Origin of the sequence: Methyloferula stellata AR4, from assembly GCF_000385335.1 — a bacterium.
GTDB classification, from domain to species: domain Bacteria; phylum Pseudomonadota; class Alphaproteobacteria; order Rhizobiales; family Beijerinckiaceae; genus Methyloferula; species Methyloferula stellata.
In genome coordinates this window covers 1490932-1511100 of record NZ_ARWA01000001.1, presented here as the reverse complement: position 1 = coordinate 1511100, position 20169 = coordinate 1490932, and the positions used below count along the sequence as shown (strand labels likewise).

Sequence of the window (20169 nt, the reverse complement as noted above, 5' to 3'; positions counted from 1 at the left end):
TGCGGCTCGCTTATAGGAACTCTTCTACATTTGCACCCGGTATCAGACCAGGACAACCCTCTTTAGGCTTATATCGGTAAAGTTTTGTTTGAAGATAGAGTGCGGCTGCCCTTCCGCTGGGCGGCAGCCGAAGGCGCGATGGAGACATAAATGACGATTTCGACGGGACCTCTTTCGGGATCCCGCCCCCGTGTCGGGCTCTTCGTCACCTGCCTCGTCGATCTGATCCGGCCGTCGGTTGGATTTGCCACGGTCAAATTGCTGCAGGATGCAGGCTGCACGGTCGAGGTGCCGCTACAGACCTGCTGCGGCCAGCCGGCTTACAATTCCGGCGACCGCGCCACGGCTCGAGCTCTCGCCCGCAAGATCATCGGCACCTTCGAGGTCTTCGATTATGTCGTCGCCCCATCCGGCTCCTGCGCCAGCATGATGGCAAAACATTTCCCCGAACTCTTCAAGGACGATCCCGATTACGCCTCTAAAGCCGATCGCTTCGCCGCCAAGACCTATGAACTTATAAGCTTCCTTACCGACGTGTTGGCGGTTACCTCCGTGGATACATCTTTTCTTCGCAAAGTGACCTATCACGATTCCTGTTCCGGCCTGCGCGAATTGGGGATCGAAGCACAGCCGCGTCAATTGCTGAAAAGCGTGCGCGGTCTCGATCTCGTCGAAATGGAGGAAGCGACGGTCTGCTGCGGCTTCGGCGGCACCTTCGCGGTCAAATATGAAGAGATCTCTTCCGCCATCGCCGATAAGAAAGCGATGAATATCGAAGCCTCCGGCGCGCCCGTGCTGCTTGCCGGCGATCTCGGCTGTCTCATGAATATGGCAGGAAAGCTCGCGCGGCGCGGCAGCGGGGTCGAAGTGCGCCACATCGCCGAAGTCCTAGCCGATATGACCGATACACCGCCGATCGGGCGAGGACAAAAGCCATGAGCATCACGCCGACATCCGCGCAATTCAAGGCCAATGCGCATCAGGCTTTGGGTGATGCCGATCTGCAATCGGCGCTCGCGCATGTGCCGACAGGATTCGTCGCCAATCGCGCCTCTGCCGTCGCAAATCTTCCCGAGTTCGATGCCTTGCGCGACAGCGCCCGCGATATCAAGAACCACACTTTGGCGCATCTCGATCTCTATCTCGAAGCCTATGAGGCGAAGGTCAAGGCAGCGGGCGGGCATGTGCATTTCGCCCGTACGTCGGATGAAGCCAATGCGATCGTGCTCGCTATTTGCAAGGCCCACGATGCGCATATCGTGACCAAGGGCAAATCCATGATCTCGGAAGAGATGGGATTGAACGCCGTGCTCGCAGCCAATGCCATCACGCCGGTCGAGACCGATCTCGGCGAATATATCATTCAGCTTCGCCACGAGACGCCATCGCATATCATCGCGCCGGCCGCGCATCTGACAAAAGCTCAGGTCGAAGGCGATTTCCGCCGCATCCATGTCAACCTCGACATAGCGCGCAATCTCGAAGAGCCCGAGACGCTGCTGGCCGAAGCCCGCACCATTCTGCGGCAGAATTTCCTCAAGGCCGATGTCGGCATCACCGGCGCAAATTTCCTCATCGCCGAAACCGGCACGTCGATCATCGTCACCAATGAAGGCAATGGCGATCTCACCCAGACGCTGCCCAAGGTGCATATCGTTCTGGCCTCGATCGAGAAACTGGTTCCGACATTAGAGGACGCCGCGCAGATCCTGCGTGTCCTCGCGCGTTCGGCGACGGGCCAGGACATGTCGGTCTATACGACGCTCTCGACCGGCCCGCGCCGCCCCGACGACCCCGACGGTCCTGAACATTATCACGTCATCATTCTGGACAATGGCCGCTCCTCCATGCTGGCCAGTCCCTTTGCCGATATGCTGCGCTGTATCCGCTGCGGCGCCTGCATGAATCATTGCCCGGTCTATCAAGCCGTCGGCGGCCATGCCTATGGCTGGGTCTATCCGGGCCCCATGGGGGCGGTGCTGACTCCCGCCTTGATCGGTCTCGATCAAAGCGCCGATCTGCCAAACGCGTCGACCTTCTGCGGCAAATGCGAAGAGGTCTGCCCGGTGCGCATTCCTCTGCCGAAGCTCATGCGGCTTTGGCGCGACCGCGCCTTCGAGCGCCATCTCATGCCTTGGACGCAGCGCGCGGCGCTCGGATTCTGGGCCTTTTTCGCCAAAAATCCGCGGCTTTATCGTGCCGCGACATCCATGGCCATATGGGCGCTTGGGCTTTTCGGGCGCGGCAAAGACAATCTGAATGCCCTACCCTTTCTCAAGGCCTGGACGAAGAGCCGCGATTTCCCCGTGCCGCAGGGCGGCACTTTTCAGGCGCAATGGGCGAAGCGCAATGCGGGACCTCAAACAAGAGCTCCAAGATCATGAGCGACGCGCGCGCAGAGATTTTCGCATCGATTCGCCATGCGCTCGGCGTGACAGGCAAGGAGGCGCCGCGCCGTTCGATCATCGAGGACAGGCTCGACCACGCCCCGAAAGGCGTTGTCCCCGCGCGAGGTCAAGGCGATCCGCCGACTCGCAAGGAGATTTTCAAAACCCAGGCCTTGCGCGCGCAGGCGAGCCTTGCCGAAGTCGCCTCGCTCGACGCTGTTCCAGCCGAGGTCGCAGCCTATCTGCGCGACAATAATCTCGCGGCAAGAATCCGCGGCGGCGCAGACCCCCGGCTCGCCACTATGACCTGGGCGGAAACTGAATTCGTCCTGGAGCTGGCGAAAGACGGCTCGGATCTCACGAGTATCGGTATCGCCTTCGGCGGCATCGCCGAAACCGGCACGCTGGCCTTCGTCTCCGGCACGGATAATCCGACGCATCTCAATTTTCTGCCGGATCATCATATCGCTGTGCTGCAGGCAAGCGACATCGTCAGCGATTACGAGCGGCTTTTGCGCAAATTGCGAATGGTCTATGGCAAGGGCCTAATGCCGCGGGTGTTGAATTTCGTCACCGGGCCGTCGCGCTCCGCCGATATAGCGCATACTTTACTGCTCGGCGCGCATGGGCCGCGGCGGCTGCATATTATCGTTGTGAATGACGTTTAGACTAGGCAGCTAAAGCCATTTCGGGAGGCCAGATGCGCTTCATCTCGATCTTTGGAACAGCCTGCATATTGCTGTTCGCATCGGCGTCCCTTCCCGCACAGGCCTTTGACCAATCGGTCGCGGCCGAGACATTTGCAGGCTATTTCGCGCAAAGACAAAGCCGGATGCAGGCGCCAGGATTGGTCTTACGCGGCTGGAACGGCACGGATTCGAATATCGACGACTCTTCCGTTGAGCGCATTACCGATGCACCCGCGTGGCAGGCTTTATGGGAAAAACATGCGCCAGGCGAAAAAGCACCCGATGTCGATTTTTCTTCGGCGATGGTCATTGCGATCTTCACCGGCGAGGTCCGCACACGCGTCATCCCCAGTATTACTTTAGCCGATGTAGCGGACGGCGATAAAATCACCCTCACCGCCGAAAATTTTTTCAATGACGTCATCACCGAAGATAAGGGAAACCTCTATCTCATCACGGCGCTGAAACGCTCGGTGAAGCCGATGCGCATTATTGCACGCAGCATTTCCATACACGGGCCATCGGAACAGGTGATCGCGGAGTTCCCTGCCTTGGCTCCGGAGAAATAAACGGGCCTAAGCCGAGACCCGCATCACCGGAAAGGTCACTTCGACCAAAGTGCCTTCCTGCTTCTTGCTCTTGATCGAGAAATAGGCGTGATTGGCTTCGACCAGCGCCTTGGTCAACGGCAGGCCGAGGCCCGTGCCCGTCGTCTGACGCGTCGTCGCGAGCTGACGGAAAGGCTCCAGCGCCGTCTCGATGTCGGTTTCCGACATGCCTATGCCCGTATCCCTGATCCGGATCACGGCATGACCCGTATCGTTCCAGGCGGTCGCGACGATCACCTGCCCGCCCGGCTCGTTGAACTTCACCGCATTCGACAGAAGATTGAGAATGATCTGGCGCAATGAGCGCTCGTCCGCGCTGATCGGCGGAAAGTTCGAGGCCAGCGACATGCGCATGATCACGCGTTCGCGATTAGCCTGCGGCTGCATGAGCGTCACGCATTCCGAGATGATGCGATTGGCATCGACGTCGTGGAAATCGAGTTCGAGCTTGCCCGCCTCTATCTTGGAGAGATCCAGCAGATCGTTGACGAGGCTCATCACATGCGCGCCCGACATGTGGATGTCTTTCAGATAATCCTTGTAGCGTTCATTGCCGATCGGCCCGAAGCGCTCGTCCATGATGATTTCGGCAAAGCCCAAAATGGCGTTGAGCGGCGTTCGGATTTCATGGCTTACTTTGGCGAGGAAATCGGATTTCGCCGTGCTCGCGCGCTCGGCTTCCTTGCGCGCCTCGTCGAGCTCCTGCTCGACCTTCTTCCAATGCGTCATGTCGCGCAGCAGCGCGCAGAACTTCAAATCCTTGTCTTCGGCATGGCTGCTGCTGACGCGCCCGAGCGTCATGAAGATCGGAATGAGCCCGCCCTGGCGGGCGCGGCCGACGACCTCGCGGCCGTCGTTCAACAGGCTTTTCACGCCATTCGTTTTCAAGCCTTCGAGATAATCCTCGGCGATCGCGCGGCTCTCGGCATCGAACAGAAGCGAGAAGGGCTCGTCGATCACCTCGTTCTGATCATAGCCGAAGAGCGCTTCGCCCGAGCGGTTCAGCGTCATGATGCGGCCCGCCGCATCGAGAACCGCGACGCCATCGGTCGCCGTATCGAGAATGGCGTTCAGTTCGCGCGATTCGGTCTCATAATGCGTCAGCTTCGCGTCGATCGTCGAATGCGCTTCGCTTTTTTGCGTCGGCTGCAAAATCAAAAGCGTCGCCGGCAGATGATCCCATTCGGCGCATTGCTCGCGCGCGATCATCGGCACGAGAGCACCCTCGCGCGTGGTCAATTCGACCGTGGTCGATCCCTGAGCCGCCGGCTGCGCGAGAAGGCGCGGAAGTCCGCCGCCTTTCTGAAAGGCTTCGAGATCTTCATAGCCTAAAAGATCGAGCAGAAAGCGGTTGGCGAAAATCGGCTCTTCGTTGCGGCTCACGAGCAGGCCTGCGTTCAGATGCGCAAAAATCGCCGCCGCGTTGCGGGTCAATTGCTCGGCCTCGGAGGGAGGTTCCGGCGCCGCCGCCTCCACGACTTCCACTTCCGCTTCCGGCGCGAGCAGGACCTGGTCTTCCGGGGTTTCGATTGCCGCCTGTGTCTCCGCCGCTTCCGGTGCCATCAACGGCGTGGTATCCGCAACGGATTCGGCGGCAGCGATCGTTTCCTCGCGCGCAGCTGGCTCTTCGCTCGCAATCTCTTCATTGGCAAGCGCGCGCGCGATCTCGTGAAACGCGTGCTGTTCCGCGGCCGATAAATCGGGCGTTGGAACCGGTTCGCTCTCCGCGCTCTCGTCCGGCTCGACACCTATGGACTCGATTTTGTCGGCACTAGAATCGGGCGATACCAGTTTGGTCGCCAAAGGCCGCAGGAAGACGACATTTTCCGTATCGTAGGACGGCGTCCAAAACCCCGCCTCCTCGACTTTGACGGCTTCCGCCGCGGCATGATCCAGGTCGAGAGCCGCTGCCAAATGGCCGGCCGGCGCAGGCGCGACGCGGGTGACACAAATCACGCCGAAGCCATGATAGCCTTCAAAATGCCTGCCGCGATCGAAGGTCGGGAGGGCGCCTAGTCCCACAGGCACGATGGTCGCCGTTCCGGCAATCGGCCATAGGACCTCCACGCCGCTCCACGTCTCGCGCTTGGCAAAGGCTTGCGCCAATGCGCCGCTCGGATCGAGGTGCAGCCTCTCCGAGACGTCGCGGATCGTCTGTCCGACGAGATCGGCCGACGCCTCGCCGACGACGGAAGCCAGAGGCGGGGTTATTTCCGTGAAGCGGTCTTCGGCATCCGTGCGCCATAAAAAACGCACGGCCTTTGTCTCGCGCGGCAGCGCCGCGGGCTCGCTCACATCGGTGGTGGTTTCGGGGCGCTTTGCCGCTGGGCGTTCATTCAAAAGCTGCGCTGGCGCATCGAGCACAGTCGCCGCGAACAAAGGCGCTCGACCGGGCCTTGCCACCCAATGGCAGGCGAAGGTGAACATTTGCGTCGTCAGGCCGAAATAAAACCGCAGACGTTCGAGTCTGGGGGCAGCGCTGCTTGATGCTTTCTGTATGAGGCTTGCCAATCGCTTCGCGCCCGGATCGCTGGCGAGGAAGAGGCGGCGGCCAAGCGTATTAAGATCGGCGGAGCTGAAGAGCGAGAGCATGGCGCTATTTGCAAAAAGCATCTGCGGCGGCGCGACGGCGCTTTCCGCGCAGGCGACGAAAGCTGGTTGCGCGGCGGCTTTGTCCAGCGCAAGCCCGCGCAAGGCTGCCTCGGCTTCCTGCTGCGAAGCCGCCGGTTCAAAATAAAAATCGCTCATAGCGGCAAGGGCTTCTCAAAAGCTCGGACACAGGAAGGCAACCTCCGCCGCCACGGATAGCCTTAATCAAATCTTAAATGAGCCCCGACAAACGGTCCACCGCTTTGCCCCGATAGTCCCAAGAATGCGTAACAAGCTTAATATTGCTGCAATGCAAAATATATATTGCAACGCAACATAAAATAAGCTATGTTTTTGCTTGTTCTGAACCGAGGAAAAACAGGGTGCTCACGATGCCACGCAGCCCTTTCGACATCCACGAAACGCTTCGCCAGGCCGTGGAAACCGGACTGGACCAAACGCGCACGACTTATGAAGGCTTCAAAACCGGCGCCGAAGGCGTCACCTCCGCGCTCGACGCGAGTTTCACCGCAGCCTCGCAGGGTGTAGGCGAACTCAACGCAAAAGCCGTCGAAATTCTCCGCAACGAGACTCTGTCCGCTTTCGACCTTCTGCAAGCCATGATGACGACTCAGAGCCTCTCCGAAGTCATGGCTTTGCAAACCCGCCATCTGCAAGCGCATTTCGAATCCGCCACCGCCCAGGCCAAGGATTTCATGCGCCTCGCACAGAAGATCGCAACCGACACGACCACTCCTTTCACCACCGCGCTCGATCGCTAAATCGCCGGGGCTTTTATAAACTCTCGTCACCCATCGGCCAGCGGCCGTGCGGCGCGGCAAACCCTTGCAATCGCGAAACGATGCACTTAGGGTCCCGCTCAAATCACGCCTGCCGCCATAGCTCAGTTGGTTAGAGCGCTAGATTGTGGATCTAGAGGTCCCCCGTTCGAGCCGGGGTGGCGGTACCATGATAAAAACGTATTTATTGCGGCAATAGGCTCCGGCTGACGGCGATCGTCCAGCTCCGCCCGCGGAGCGGCCAAGAACAATTCCAATACAAGACCCAATTCCAATATGAGCGGATCATAACGCTAGACGGCGAAGCGGCGTCCGCGCTGTGCTTATGCGCTCGACTTTCATCACGCTTGCCACAATGCAGTCAGATGATGAAACTGAACGCGCTATTCCCGGGATTCACGACGACAGGGCTATGGAATTGAAGCTGGCCGATGACGTTAAGGAGCTTTATCAGACGAACGGGCTTCGCCTGACGCGGCCGCGCCGGATCATTATGCAGGTGCTCGGCGAATCGACGGACCATCCCGATGCGATCGAGCTTCATCGCCGCGTGGCCCTTGTCGAACCAGGCATCTCGATTGCGACCGTCTATCGGACGCTGAGCCTGCTTGAAGAAAAGGGCGCGCTCGAGCGCCACACGTTCTCGGATGGGCGGGCCCGCTACGAGCCCGCGGACACGAAGCATCACGATCATCTGATCGACATCGAGACCGGCGACGTCATCGAATTCCAGTCGGAAGAAATCGAGAAATTGCAGGAAAAGATCGCGCGCCGGCACGGCTATAAAATCGTCAGCCATCGCCTCGAGATCTATGTCACCCCGCTCGAGCCCCGCCGGAAGTCCAAGGCTGCCAAGCCGGCCGGAAAAGCCTGAGCCGCCGAGCGCCGGCCTCAGCCATGGCCCGGTTCATCCGTCCAGTCTCCGCCATGGCACGTCGACCTCGCCGTCCGGGCGGCGGCGGTCCAGGCTGGGACAATATGACCACCCTTTCAGCACGAATCGGCCGCGTTTGAAGTTGACCTCGGCTATCGGTTGAACCAATCTGCAATTGCGACTTAATCGCAACTAGAGTTTCGGTACCGACCGCAGTCATTCACGAGGATCCGCTCAAAAGGTCGAAGATTTATGGCGCCACGCCTGCCGGATTAGACGGCAGGCTTGGCGCTAGGCTCCATGGCAGTGGCCACGCCGCCGCTGAGTACCACGCCAGGATGAGCCAGTTTCGGCGCGGGTTTGACGTCATGATTGTTGAGTCCCGCTACGAGGACAGACAAATGCTTTTCAACCCTGCCCATTTGCCCTTGTTCGCCGATCGTCAGAAGGCCTTCTGCACGGCGCGAATCGAGGGCATCCTGAAATCGGCCGGCCTTCGCGCGACGCGGCAGCGCCAAGTGCTCGGCGCCCTGCTTTTCGAAAGCGACCATCGCCGCGTCACCGCCGACGACCTGCACAGAGAAGCGTTGAGCCGGGGCGTGCCGCTCTCCCTCGCGACCGTCTACAATACGCTCAATCAGTTCGTCGAAGGCGGCCTCGTCCGTCGCGTGAGCGTCAATGGCGAGCGGACCTATTTCGACACCGATCCCGGCGATCATCACCATTTCTACATCGAGGCCGAGGACCGGCTGATAGATATTCAGCCGGAGGAGGTTTGCTTCAGCCACCTTCCGACGCCGCCGGACGGCTATGCGATCGACAAGGTCGATGTCGTCGTCCATCTGAAAAGAGTGTCCCAGACATCGTAACGCGGCGCCGGGCCACGCTGTCGGCCCGGCCCGGATAGATACATAATATCAACATATTATTGCGTTTTCAGCTGCATTCTCGCGAGCATCGGCCAATCGGCAGAGCCGGGCTCGCGCCGAATTGAATCGCAATCAGCCGCGCGATCCTTATCTTGCGGCAAGATCGTCTCTTGCGCCGGGCTGGGCCCCACCCAGGCGCGTGGGACATTTAGAGCATCTCCGGTTTCTGCCTTCCGAACCCGAGACAGCAGATTACAGTAGGACCATGGACGCGAAACTCGACGCGCCGGCCGGGCTTGCCCGTCCCGAAGAGACGACACTTTTCGCTATTTTGCTGGCGATTTCGTTTTCACATTTGCTGAACGACATCATCCAATCGCTGGTGCCCGCGATCTATCCGGTTTTGAAGACGTCCTTCGCGCTGGATTTCGGCCAGATCGGCCTTATCACGCTGGCGTTTCAACTGACCGCCTCTCTGTTCCAGCCTTTCATCGGGCTTTACACGGATAAATATCCAAGACCCTATTCGCTGGCGATCGGCATGGGCTTCTCGCTCGGCGGCCTGCTTTTGCTGTCGGTCGCACCAAACTTCGGCGTGCTGCTTCTCGCGGCCGCGCTCATCGGCGTCGGCTCGTCGGTGTTCCATCCCGAGGCGTCGCGCGTGGCGCGGATGGCGTCGGGCGGACAGCACGGATTGGCGCAATCGCTGTTTCAGGTCGGCGGCACGGCCGGCGCCGCTCTGGGACCGCTGCTCGCGGCCTTTATCGTCGTGCCGCACGGCCAGCATAGTCTGGCGTGGTTCTCGATCGTCGCCCTTCTCGCGATGATCGTGCTGACTGGCATCGGCCAATGGTACGGCCGGATGCTCGCCGCCACCCGGGCGAAGCCGCGCGCCGCGGCGCATCCTTCTCTTGGTCTCTCGCGCACCAAGGTCTTCGTGACGATCTCGATCCTGCTCATGCTCGTCTTTTCCAAATTCTTTTATACGGCGAGCATCAGCAGTTATTACACCTTCTATCTGATTCAGAAGTTCGGCCTGTCGGTGCAAGAGGCGCAGATCTTTCTGTTCCTCTTTCTCGGCGCCATGGCGCTTGGCACCTTCCTCGGCGGTCCGATCGGCGACCGGATCGGACGGCGCTATGTCATCTGGGCGTCGATCCTCGGCGTCCTGCCTTTCACGCTCGCCTTGCCTTATGCCGGTCTTGTCGCGACCGGCGTGCTCAGCGTCGTCATCGGCTTGATCCTGTCCTCGGCCTTCGCCGCGATCCTCGTCTATGCGCAGGAGCTTCTGCCGGGCAAGGTCGGCACGGTCGCCGGCCTCTTTTTCGGCTTTGCCTTCGGGATGGGCGGATTGGGCGCCGCCGCACTCGGCGAATTGGCCGACATAACCAGCATCACCTTCGTCTATCGCGTCTGCGCCTTCCTGCCGGCGCTTGGGCTCTTTGCCTATTTTCTGCCGCGGCTCGGCGAAGAGCCGATGGCAAACAGCTAGATACTCTTCCAGAGGGCTGCGCTTTAGGAAGATCGTCATTGCGAGCGAAGCGAAGCAATCCAGAAGCAATCGTTCCAAGCATGGATTGCTTCGTCGCTTCGCTCCTCGCAATGACGGCATAGATTGTGCCGGCTATTCGATCGGCTGCGTCGCCGCCTTCAGCCATTTGCGCGCGGCAGGCTCGACCAGCGGCGAGACGATCTTGCGCACCCGCGCATGATAGGCGTTGATCCAATCGAGCTCTTCCGCATTGAGAAGCTTCGGCTCGATCAGATTGCGATCGATCGGCACCAAAGTAATCGTCTCGAAACCATAGCTCTCGCGTTCGGCACCCGCGATCTCCCGCGGCTCGACGATCACCAGATTTTCGATGCGAATACCCCAATGGCCGGCGTTGTAATAGCCGGGCTCGTTCGACAGGATCATGCCCGGTTCGAGCGGCTGCATGCCGACCTTGGCGATGCGCTGCGGCCCCTCATGCACAGAGAGATAAGAGCCGACGCCATGGCCCGTGCCATGATCGAAATCGAGTCCGGCCTGCCAGAGCGCGAGCCGCGCCAGCGCATCGATCTGCGCGCCCGACGTGCCCTTCGGGAACACCGCGCGCGCAATGGCGATATGGCCCTTCAGCACGCGGGTGAAACGGTCGCGCATAGAAGCATTGGGTTCGCCGACCGCGACAGTGCGGGTGATATCGGTCGTGCCGTCTTGATATTGCGCACCGGAATCGATGAGAAAAATGCCGCGCTTGATCTTGCGGTTGGTTTTTTCCGTCACCCGATAATGCGGGATCGCCGAATGCGGCCCGGAGGCTGAGATCGACGGGAAGGAGACATCCTTCAGTTTCTTCGTATCGCGCCGGAAGGTCTCCAACGCCTGCGCCGCTTCGATCTCAGTCAGTTCGCCTTCGGCAGCCTCGCCTTCGAACCAATGGAGGAAGGAGACCATCGCGGCAGCGTCGCGTATATGCGCCTGGCGCATGCCTTCGAGCTCGGTCGCGTTCTTCTTCGCTTTCATTAAGGCGATGGGATCGGTGCCCACGTCCGCGTGGCCGCCCGCCTTCTCAAAAATCTGAATCAATTTGGCGGGCGCGGTGCCCGCGTCGAAGAGCACGCTCTTGCCCTTCTTGGCAAGATCCTGCAGATCGGCCTTCAGGTCTTTCGGTTCGGCCAGCGCCGCAAGCGGCTTGAGTTTCGCCCTGACGCTATCGTCGAGCTTCTCGAAATCGACATAGAGTTTCGGCTTGCCCGTGCGGGTGATGATCGCAAAGGACAAGGGCAAAGGCGTATGCGACACATCCTGGCCGCGAATGTTGAAAGCCCAGGCAACCGCATGCGGATCGCTGACGACCAGCGCATCCTTGCTGCCGAGCGTCGCGACGATGCGCGCGAGCTTCTTCGCCGAGGCTTCGCCTGCGTAACGCGGCGGATGCACTGTGATCTCGCCTTGCGGCGCCTTCGGCCGGTCGGTCCAGATCAGATCGATGAGATTGGGTTCGACCGCGACGAGCTCGGCGCCGGCTTTCGCGGCCGCGACGGCATAACGCGCGATCTGGCCGGGCGTGTGCAGCCATGGATCGTAGCCGATGCGCGAACCCTTGCGCAGTTTCGTCTCAAGCCAGCGGTCGGGTGAGATTTGCGCGAGCGCAACGGGTTCGAAAACCTCCGGATCGATCTGCGACTGCACCGCGAGCGTGTAGCGTCCATCGATAAAGAGCACGGCTTGCCGCCTCAAGACGATCGCAAGCCCGGCGGACCCAGTGAAGCCCGAAAGCCATGCGAGCCGTTCGTCGGCGGGCGCGACATATTCATTCTGATGGCGGTCCGCGCGGGGGATCAAATATCCATCGATCTGATATTTGCGAAACGTGGAGCGCAACGCTGCGACGCGCTCGGCGCTCTGCGAGGAGTCGGCTGAGTCTTCAAAGGTCTGATAAAGGGCTTCGAACATAGGGATGTCTATTCCTGAGCGTTGCGGAGCGACATGCGAAGCGATTCGCGCACGTCAAGTGAATTTGGCGGTTACATAGCAGATATATGACGCGGAGGCATAGGGACGGCCAGAGGTCGCCGAAATCGCCCATATCCTCGGCATTACGCCTCGTTTGCGCCTTCGCCTTTGAGCGGCTCAACATCACCCCGCCACAACCAATCCACCACAGCGAAGGCCAGCGGGTTTAAAAGGATCGACAGGATCGCGCCCGCGAGAATGAGATCGCGTCCGTGCTCCGGCAGCAGATGGAGCCCGATGCCAAGTTCGGCAAGGATGAAAGAGAACTCGCCGATCTGCGCCAAGCTCGCCGAAATCGTCAGCGCCGTGCGCAGCGGATAGCCGAAGGCAAGGACGATCAGAAAAGCGATCGCCGCCTTGCCGAGCACGATGATCGCCAAAGTGCCGAGGATCGGCAGAGGCTCCTGCAAGAGGATCGCCGGCTCGAAGAGCATCCCGACAGAGACGAAGAACAGAACCGCGAAAGCATCGCGCAACGGCAGGGTTTCTTCGGCGGCGCGGTGGCTCAATTCGGATTCGCTTAAAATCATCCCGGCGAAAAAAGCGCCAAGCGCGAGCGATACGCCGAAAAGCTGCGCCGCGCCGAAGGCGACGCATAAAGCAATGGCGAGCACCGCGAGCCGGAATAGCTCGGACGAGCCCATATCGGCGACATATTGCAGGACCCATGGAATGACACGCCGCCCGACAATCAGCATGAAGGCGACGAAGACCAGGAGCTTCACGAGTGTCAGCCCGAGCACGCCCCAGATGTTGAGGCCAAACCGCAAGGCGAGAGGATCCTGCGAAGCGGCATCGCTGGTGCCGAGCAGGCTTGCCAGCGCCGGCAGCAGCACGAGCGTCAGCACCATGGCGAGATCTTCGACGATCAGCCAGCCGACCGCGATGCGCCCGCGCTCGGTCTGCATGAGGTGGCGCTCCTGCATCGCGCGCAGCAGCACGACCGTACTTGCCACCGAGAGGGCCAGGCCGAAGACAAGCGCGGCGCCGATCGGCCATTTCATCCACCAGGCGAGCGCCGCGCCCATGGCGGTTGCAACGGCGATCTGGATGATCGCACCGGGCACGGCGATCGCGCGCACGGAGAGAAGATCTTTGAGCGAGAAATGCAGTCCCACGCCGAACATGAGCAGGATGACGCCAAGTTCGGCGAGTTCGGTCGCGAGGCTCTGATCCGCGACGAAACCCGGCGTGTGCGGACCGATGAAAATGCCTGCCGCAAGATAGCCGACAAGCGGCGGCATGCGCAGCCGATTGGCGATCGTGCCGAAGACGAAGGCGAGCCCGATGCCTGCGACGATCGTGGCAATAAGCGGGGTCTCATGCGGCATATTCTGAGACTTATCCCATTGATCTGAGCATCGGATTTATCCCAAAACCGGTTCCCACTTTTGGGTCCGATGCTTCACCCGATGTCGTCGAACTGATGGCCCGGCTGGCCTTTGGCCTTCCAGCGCGGACCTATGTCGCGCATCTGCGCTTCCAGACATTCGACGTCGAGGCGGATGGCGGCGCCGCCCGAAAAGGTGAGGGTCACCTCTCCTGCGGGCGCGTCGGTTTCGTTGAAGGTGACACTCAGAAGATTCAAAATGAGATCGGCATTGTGCTGATCGAAACCCATGCGGGAGACTTTGAGCACCCGCTCGAAATGAAGACCGGCGCGGCAACGTTCCATCGCGCCCTGGTTCGCCGCGCGCAGCCAGTCGAAACGCGCCGCGACGATGACGAAGCGCTTGGTTGTCGGAAAATAGGCCATGTCGCCAATCTTGACCAAAGCGTCCTGAAGATTGGCGGAGAGAACCGCCAGATCTTCGCTATCGAGCGCAACAAGACGCAAAAGATCGGACATTAAGAATCCTTGAAACAAATTTTCAGTTGCCGTCGCCCTTCGAGGCTCGCATTCCAAGTCGCATAAGTGCGACTTGGAATTCTCGCACCTCAGGGTGAGGGCTATTCTAGCATTTAAAGGCCCTCATGCTGAGGAGCTTGCGTCTCGAAGCACGAGGACTTCAAATCTTCAACCCGGATTCGAAAGGCGCTCGACCAGCGCACCGCACCGGCTGAGCTTTTCTTCGAGATGTTCGAAGCCGCGATCGAGATGATAGACGCGGTTCACCACTGTCTCGCCTTCGGCCGCGAGCGCCGCGATGACGAGAGAGACGGAGGCACGCAGATCGGTCGCCATGACCGGTGCGCCTTGCAAGCTCTCGACCCCTTCGACGAAAGCGATATCGCCTTCGAGCCTGATCTTGGCGCCGAAGCGCGCCAATTCCTGAACATGCATGAAGCGATTTTCGAAAATCGTCTCGGTGATGCGCGAACAGCCCTTGGCCACCGTCATGAGTGCCATGAATTGGGCCTGAAGATCAGTCGGAAATCCCGGGAATGGCGCGGTCGTCACATCGACGGGCGACAGCCCCGCGCCATTGCGCCTGACCCTGATCCCCTCATTGGTGACGCTCACGCCGGCGCCGGCCTGTTCGATGGCATCTAGCGCGCTTTGCAAAAGCGCCGGGCTTGCGCCTTCGAGCAGAACGTCGCCGCCGGTCATGGCGACGGCCATGGCATAGGTGCCGGCTTCGATGCGATCCGGCAGCACCGCATGGCGCGCGCCCGAAAGGCTACCGACGCCTTCGATCTCGATCGCTGTCTGTCCGGCGCCCTTGATCTTGGCGCCCATCTTGTTGAGGCAATCGGCAAGATCGACGATCTCCGGCTCACAGGCGGCATTTTCGATGCGCGTATGGCCATGCGCCAGCGATGCCGCCATCAAAGCCGTATGCGTGCCGCCGACCGTCACTTTAGGGAAACGGATCTCGGCACCGCGCAGTCCCTTCTGCGCCCGCGCATGAACATAGCCGGCTTCGATCTCGACCGACGCGCCGAGCCGCTCGAGCACCATGATCAGAAGATCGACCGGCCTTGTGCCTATGGCGCAACCGCCCGGCAAAGAGACTTTCGCCTCGCCCATCCGCGCGAGCAGCGGCGCCACCACCCAGAAACTCGCCCGCATCTTGGAAACCAGTTCGTAGGGCGCCATCGTATCGACGATGGCCCGCGCCGAGAGATGAATGGTGCGGCTCGCATGCGGCATTTCGCCCGGGCGACGGCCATCGACCGAGTAATCGACGCCATGATGGCCGAGAATCCGCAACAACATGCTCACATCGGCGAGATTGGGCATATTTTCGAGCGTCAGCGTTTCGCTCGTCAGCAGGGACGCGATCATCAATGGAAGCGCCGCGTTTTTCGCGCCCGAGATGGGAATCCTGCCTTCGAGCGTCCTGCCACCAACGATGCGAATGCGATCCATCGAGCCCCCTGACTGCCTTGCGCCTATTCGGGCGCGGTTTTCATTCTGGCGGTGTTTCGTGCCGCCGCGCCGAGATTTGCGCCTTGCGGCGCTTCAGATTCTCGCGCAAAGCCGCGGCGAGCCTGTCTTTCTTCATGTCCTTGGCTGCCGGAGCCTGCGGACCCTTCGTCTGGTCCCGGCCGGATATTTTGCTGGAGTCCTCGCGCCTGTCCTCGGACATAGGACCAGTTCCTTAAGATCCGGCTGATTTTCGATCGATTCGCGCGGTTCAGCCCCTTATCTGAGCCGTTTGTAAGTCTTCCGCCCCGCCCCGACAAGCGGGGCCACTCGGCGCCTCCCGCGCCTGCTTGCCTCGGCTCATGGCCTATGGCACATACCCCGTGCCTTGCGCGCCGCCTTGGAGTCCCATGACGCCGAAAGGCGCCTTGCTGCGGTAGCTCAGTGGTAGAGCACTCCATTGGTAATGGAGAGGTCGACAGTTCAATCCTGTCTCGCAGCACCATTTCATGCTGCGAAACCGCGATTTTTCCCATTATAGAGTCAAACTCATGTGGACGCTGATCTGGGGAATGGAAGTCAACCGTATCCTCAAAACCTGGAATCGCGAGACCTCCAATACGCTCGACGAGGCGATGCACTCGGCGGCCGAAAAGATGAACAATGGCTATGTCGCCCATGCGGTCATCTCGCCCGAGGGAATCGTCCATTTCGACGAAGAGACGATCAAGCAACAATTGAGAGGCGGCCCGAAAGCGTGACGCTGCCGCATCGTCTTGCCGCCGCCTTGCTAGGCCTCTGCGCAATCCTCGCCCTGCCGGCGCCTGCCGACGCGCAAGCGACGTCGGCCGGCTCCATCACGATCGCGCAGCCCTGGGCGCGGGCGACGCCGCCCGGAGCCAAGATCGGCGGCGGCTATTTCACTTTGATCAACAATGGCGATCAGACCGACAGACTGGTGTCGCTCAGCACTGGGATTTCGGATCGCGCCGAAGTGCACGAAATGTCCATGAAGGACGGGATCATGAGCATGCGCGAATTGGCCGATGGCCTCGCCGTGCCCGCCCATGGCTCCGTCGAACTGAAGCCCGGATCCTTTCATGTGATGTTCGTCGGACTGAAACAACCCTTGAAACAGGGCGAGCATTTTCCAGCCACGCTCACCTTCGAGAAAGCCGGGCCGGTCACGGTCGAATTCGCGATCAAATCGATCGGCGCGATGAAGCCTGATCCTTAGGGCCGCGACCGATTGGCACAAACGGTCAAGGTCATCACGCCTTCAAGAAATTCTGAAATGCGATGACTTTAAAAAATCGCTTTTAGATCCATAAACCGATAACGCTGCGGCGCATGATCCTCCGCTCCCGTTACAGCGGAAATATTCACTTCCGGAGACAAAACGAAATGAACCAAGCCTATCTGGCTACCACGCCAGGCGCGAGACCAGTGCCGAGGAGATTGCAGCTTTTCCTTGCGCTGCCGGTTGTCTCGATGCTCGGAAGCGCGCCGGCCTTGAGCGCAGGCTATAGTTATGAGGAGCAAGAGGCCTGCACCGGCGACGCGTTTCGTCTCTGCTCGGACTATATTCCCAATATTCCGCGCATCACGGCATGCATGCAGGCCAAGCGCGATCAATTGAGCCCGAGTTGCGCCAAAATGTTCGAACCCGGCCGCGAGCGGCATATGGACGATCCCGAGCAACATCCCTATGGCGACCCGGACCAGCCTTATTAGGGCCTAGCCAGTACAAGCGGACAGGGTCCAGGCCCTCGCGGTTTTTTGCGCATGATCTTCACGCGCGCGGCCGCGGGTTTCTCGCCTCGAACTCTTTCTGCTTGGCAAATTCATTGCGGACGGTCAGCAGAAAGGTCGCCGATAAAAGCGCGATCGCATCCTGAAATTCCTGCGCGAGCATGTCCATTTGCGCGGGATCGGCGCCGGGCGACGCCGCGACGGCTTCGGCGCCGCGTGCCCAAGCTTTCGTCAGATTTTCCGCGAAGGCCATAGGCTCGTCCAAGTCGAGGGCCAGGATCGTCAGCGCGGATATAGCCGCCGTTTGCAGCGCATGAATGCGCGCGTTCGCCCCGTAGCGAAACCGCTCCAATTCCCGCACACGGTCTTCCAAAGATAGCGACATTTCATTTCCGCAAAAATTAAGGCCTCTCCAACCGGCAGAACCTGCCGACTGAAAAGGCCTTAATTCAGATCGCGCAACCTGTCGCGTGTTTTACATCGTCACGTTTACATTGTCATGGCAGGGACAGCAGCAAGACCGGTGCTCTTCATATAGGCCGTTATGGCCTGTGTGCGCCGATCGCATCCAAGCTTGTCGAGAATGGCCGAGACATGGCTCTTGACCGTGCCTTCGGTGAGCCCAAGCTCCCAGGCGATCTGCTTATTCAAAAGACCGCGGGTCATAAGTTCCAGAATCTGAAACTGCCGGTTGGACAGCGAGGCCAAAACATCGGCCCGCTTGGGCGACGCCGCGGGCGGATAAAAGCTGCGGCCCTCGGAAAGCGCCGTCACCAATTGGACGAGCGCTTCCGCCTCGGCCTCAGGCGCCATGAAGCCCGAGACGCCTTGTTCGCGGAAGAGCCGCAAGGCGGCCGGATCCACCGAGGTCACAAGGCCGAAGGCAACTTTCTTGTCGCTCAGGAAAGCAAAGGCCGACTTGTTGCCGCCCGTGCCCGCAGGACGCAAGACCGTCCAGGCCGGCATATCAGCGAGAATCACATCGCCGGCGCGGGCGTCCTGCAAGGCGGAAGCAGCCGCCTCGGCCGTGGGAAAGCTGCGGATCAGCGCTTGCGAAAAAGCCGGCGCCTCGCGGAGCGCCGATTCGATGCCGCGTCGCAGCAGAGGCATGGACTGAATGACAAAAACCCCGATTCTGTCAGCCCAAGGAGCCGTTTGAATCATATCGGTAACCGTCAAGCCTCTGCTCATTCGCGCTTCTCCCCAGAAGGAACTCGTCCGAAAGAGGGAAATACCGAAGTTTTTCGTTTGCTTCTTGCGAAAAGTCGCAGATTTGCAAATTGTTTGCTAATTCGATTTGCAATGTTACAACTTTTGCATGAGACAAAAGCTCTTTTCTGGAATGCAGGTCCGCCGGCTGCGCGAATCCCATGCGCTCACCCAGCATGCTTTCGCCGAACGCGTTGGAATTTCAGCAAGTTACCTCAATCAGATCGAGAGCAACCAGAGGCCGCTGACCGCCCCCGTCCTGCTCGGCCTCGCCCAGGCTTTCTCGGTCAATCTCGCCGATTTCGCCCAGGAAGATACCGACCGCCTCATTGGCGATTTGCGCCAGGCTCTAGCCGATCCGGTATTTTCCGGCCTTCTGCCGAATAGCCAGGATTTGAAGACGATCGCCGCCAATACGTCCTGGTTCGCGCATGCTTTCTTGAGCCTTCACCTCGCCTTCCGCCGTGCCAATGAGCGGACGCAGATCCTCGATGAAGCCTTCTCCTCCGAACGCACCGAGATGGAACGCGATCCCGGGGCGCTTCTGCCTTATGAGGAAGTCCGGAATTTTCTGCACTATCGCGGCAATTATCTCGACCGCCTCGATCGCAACGCCGAAAGCCTCGCTGAAGAGATCAGCGTCGGCGAGAGCGTCCATGGCACGCATCTCTCCGATTATCTGTTCAAACGGCATGGCATACGCGTGGAGAGCGAGAAGGTCGATCCGACTTCTCTGTTCATTCGCCGCTACGATCGCGTCGCCCGCGTGCTCTGGCTGCGCGATGGCATCGATCACGCGAGCAAGGTCTTTCATATTGCCCATCTGATCGGCCAGATCGAACAGGAAAAAGAAATCGACGCGATCATTTCCGACGCGAGCTTCCGGGCGAATGGCGCCGCCGCCATCACGCGGATCGCGCTCGCCAATTATTTCGCCGGCGCGCTCGTCATGCCCTATGAGCGCTTTCTCAATGCGGCGCGCAGTCTGCGCTATGACGTCGAACGGCTCTGCATCCTGTTTGGCACGAGTTTCGAACAGGTCGGGCATAGGCTCTCGACCCTGCAGCGGCCAGGCGATCGCGGCGTGCCTTTCTATTTCGTCCGCGTCGACCGCGCCGGCAATATTTTGAAGCGCCATTCATCGACGCGCTTTCAATTCGCGCGCTTCGGCGGCACTTGCCCGTTGTGGAACGTGCATGAGGCCTTCTCGTCCGGAGACCGGACCCTCGTCCAGATCGCCGAAATGCCGGATGGCGTGCGCTATCTGAGCGTCGCCCGCGCGGCAACGAAATCGGGCGGCAGCCATCTCGCGCCGCCGCGCCATTTCGCGCTCGGCATTGGCTGCGAGGTCAGCTATGCGCAAGACGTCGTCTATGCCGACGGCATAGATATCAAGACCGCGCCGGTCACCAAAATCGGGGTCAGCTGCCGCATTTGCGAGCGCGGTGATTGCCCGCAGCGCGCCGCGCCGCCAATCGACCGGCCGCTCATCGTCGATCCTGACCGGCGTGACTTTGTGCCTTTTCGGTTTTCTTAGAGCATGATCCCGAAAAGTTGCAGACTTTTCGGATCAAGGTCAT

19 protein-coding genes, 2 tRNA genes and 1 pseudogene are annotated in these 20169 nt (G+C 60.1%); 14 read left to right on the top strand and 8 right to left on the bottom strand.

Going from position 1 to position 20169, the window contains the following annotated elements:
• Positions 1 to 150: 150 nt before the first annotated feature.
• From A3OQ_RS0107405 to A3OQ_RS0107390, 4 genes are read left to right on the top strand one after another with little or no spacing between them, the layout of a single operon-like run.
• Positions 151 to 939: a (Fe-S)-binding protein gene (locus A3OQ_RS0107405; protein WP_020174737.1), complete on the top strand. Its 789-nt coding sequence runs from the start codon at positions 151 to 153 to the stop codon at positions 937 to 939.
• Complete coding sequence (locus A3OQ_RS0107400; protein ID WP_020174736.1) at positions 936 to 2384, top strand: LutB/LldF family L-lactate oxidation iron-sulfur protein; 1449 nt, start codon at positions 936 to 938, stop codon at positions 2382 to 2384. Before A3OQ_RS0107405 ends, A3OQ_RS0107400 begins: the two co-directional genes overlap by 4 nt.
• On the top strand, positions 2381 to 3055 hold the full coding sequence (locus A3OQ_RS0107395; protein ID WP_020174735.1) for a LutC/YkgG family protein: 675 nt from the start codon (positions 2381 to 2383) through the stop codon (positions 3053 to 3055). The genes A3OQ_RS0107400 and A3OQ_RS0107395 overlap by 4 nt, the downstream gene beginning before the upstream one ends.
• Positions 3056 to 3087: 32 nt before the next feature.
• Positions 3088 to 3645, top strand: coding sequence for a hypothetical protein (locus tag A3OQ_RS0107390; protein WP_020174734.1), 558 nt, complete (start codon positions 3088 to 3090; stop codon positions 3643 to 3645).
• Positions 3646 to 3651: 6 nt separating this feature from the next.
• Here the strand turns inward: A3OQ_RS0107390 and A3OQ_RS21630 are convergent, their stop codons facing one another.
• On the bottom strand, positions 3652 to 6432 hold the full coding sequence (locus tag A3OQ_RS21630; protein WP_020174733.1) for an ATP-binding protein: 2781 nt from the start codon (positions 6430 to 6432) through the stop codon (positions 3652 to 3654).
• 233 nt (positions 6433 to 6665) lie between these two features.
• Here A3OQ_RS21630 and A3OQ_RS0107380 point away from each other — a divergent pair, with 233 nt between their 5' ends.
• The 5 genes from A3OQ_RS0107380 (at position 6666) to A3OQ_RS0107350 (ending at position 10308) form a co-directional block, all read left to right on the top strand.
• Positions 6666 to 7055, top strand: a complete 390-nt coding sequence (locus A3OQ_RS0107380) for a phasin family protein (protein ID WP_152428352.1) — start codon at positions 6666 to 6668, stop codon at positions 7053 to 7055.
• Positions 7056 to 7166: 111 nt separating this feature from the next.
• A tRNA-His gene (locus tag A3OQ_RS0107375) sits at positions 7167 to 7243 on the top strand.
• Between the two features lie 242 nt (positions 7244 to 7485).
• Positions 7486 to 7947, top strand: a complete 462-nt coding sequence (locus A3OQ_RS0107370) for a Fur family transcriptional regulator (protein WP_020174731.1) — start codon at positions 7486 to 7488, stop codon at positions 7945 to 7947.
• A gap of 401 nt (positions 7948 to 8348) precedes the next feature.
• A complete protein-coding gene (gene irrA, locus A3OQ_RS0107360; protein WP_020174729.1) occupies positions 8349 to 8816 on the top strand; it encodes an iron response transcriptional regulator IrrA in 468 nt (155 codons plus the stop codon).
• Between the two features lie 265 nt (positions 8817 to 9081).
• Positions 9082 to 10308 (top strand): MFS transporter, encoded by a 1227-nt coding sequence (locus tag A3OQ_RS0107350; protein WP_020174727.1) that lies wholly within the window; start codon positions 9082 to 9084, stop codon positions 10306 to 10308.
• Positions 10309 to 10440: 132 nt separating this feature from the next.
• Here A3OQ_RS0107350 and A3OQ_RS0107345 read toward each other — a convergent pair whose 3' ends face one another.
• The 5 genes and pseudogenes from A3OQ_RS0107345 to A3OQ_RS24815 all read right to left on the bottom strand — a co-directional run bounded on the left by A3OQ_RS0107345 (position 10441) and on the right by A3OQ_RS24815 (position 15851).
• Positions 10441 to 12258, bottom strand: coding sequence for an aminopeptidase P family protein (locus A3OQ_RS0107345; RefSeq protein ID WP_020174726.1), 1818 nt, complete (start codon positions 12256 to 12258; stop codon positions 10441 to 10443).
• A gap of 194 nt (positions 12259 to 12452) precedes the next feature.
• Positions 12453 to 13649: pseudogene (locus A3OQ_RS21625) on the bottom strand (cation:proton antiporter domain-containing protein); the annotation flags it as partial.
• Positions 13650 to 13723: 74 nt separating this feature from the next.
• A complete protein-coding gene (locus A3OQ_RS0107335; RefSeq protein WP_020174724.1) occupies positions 13724 to 14167 on the bottom strand; it encodes a DUF2948 family protein in 444 nt (147 codons plus the stop codon).
• Positions 14168 to 14335: 168 nt separating this feature from the next.
• Positions 14336 to 15631 (bottom strand): UDP-N-acetylglucosamine 1-carboxyvinyltransferase, encoded by a 1296-nt coding sequence (murA, locus tag A3OQ_RS0107325; protein WP_020174723.1) that lies wholly within the window; start codon positions 15629 to 15631, stop codon positions 14336 to 14338.
• Positions 15632 to 15671: 40 nt separating this feature from the next.
• A complete protein-coding gene (locus A3OQ_RS24815) occupies positions 15672 to 15851 on the bottom strand; it encodes a hypothetical protein (protein ID WP_020174722.1) in 180 nt (59 codons plus the stop codon).
• Positions 15852 to 16058: 207 nt separating this feature from the next.
• Here A3OQ_RS24815 and A3OQ_RS0107315 point away from each other — a divergent pair.
• The 4 genes from A3OQ_RS0107315 to A3OQ_RS0107300 all read left to right on the top strand — a co-directional run bounded on the left by A3OQ_RS0107315 (position 16059) and on the right by A3OQ_RS0107300 (position 17362).
• A tRNA-Thr gene (locus A3OQ_RS0107315) sits at positions 16059 to 16133 on the top strand.
• A 46-nt stretch (positions 16134 to 16179) separates the two neighbouring features.
• Entirely contained in the window at positions 16180 to 16389 is a 210-nt protein-coding gene (locus A3OQ_RS24810) for a hypothetical protein (protein WP_020174721.1), read from the top strand.
• On the top strand, positions 16386 to 16865 hold the full coding sequence (locus A3OQ_RS0107305; protein ID WP_020174720.1) for a copper chaperone PCu(A)C: 480 nt from the start codon (positions 16386 to 16388) through the stop codon (positions 16863 to 16865). The genes A3OQ_RS24810 and A3OQ_RS0107305 overlap by 4 nt, the downstream gene beginning before the upstream one ends.
• Positions 16866 to 17032: 167 nt before the next feature.
• Positions 17033 to 17362 (top strand): hypothetical protein, encoded by a 330-nt coding sequence (locus A3OQ_RS0107300; RefSeq protein WP_152428351.1) that lies wholly within the window; start codon positions 17033 to 17035, stop codon positions 17360 to 17362.
• Positions 17363 to 17420: 58 nt separating this feature from the next.
• Here A3OQ_RS0107300 and A3OQ_RS0107295 read toward each other — a convergent pair whose 3' ends face one another.
• Together A3OQ_RS0107295 and A3OQ_RS23450 are read right to left on the bottom strand one after the other, a co-directional pair.
• Positions 17421 to 17765 (bottom strand): hypothetical protein, encoded by a 345-nt coding sequence (locus A3OQ_RS0107295; RefSeq protein WP_020174718.1) that lies wholly within the window; start codon positions 17763 to 17765, stop codon positions 17421 to 17423.
• 104 nt (positions 17766 to 17869) lie between these two features.
• The gene (locus A3OQ_RS23450) at positions 17870 to 18571 is read right to left on the bottom strand and encodes a response regulator transcription factor (RefSeq protein ID WP_020174717.1); all 702 of its coding nucleotides are present in this window, start codon (positions 18569 to 18571) and stop codon (positions 17870 to 17872) included.
• A gap of 127 nt (positions 18572 to 18698) precedes the next feature.
• Here A3OQ_RS23450 and A3OQ_RS0107285 point away from each other — a divergent pair, with 127 nt between their 5' ends.
• Positions 18699 to 20126 (top strand): helix-turn-helix domain-containing protein, encoded by a 1428-nt coding sequence (locus tag A3OQ_RS0107285; protein WP_026595599.1) that lies wholly within the window; start codon positions 18699 to 18701, stop codon positions 20124 to 20126.
• Positions 20127 to 20169: the final 43 nt, after the last annotated feature.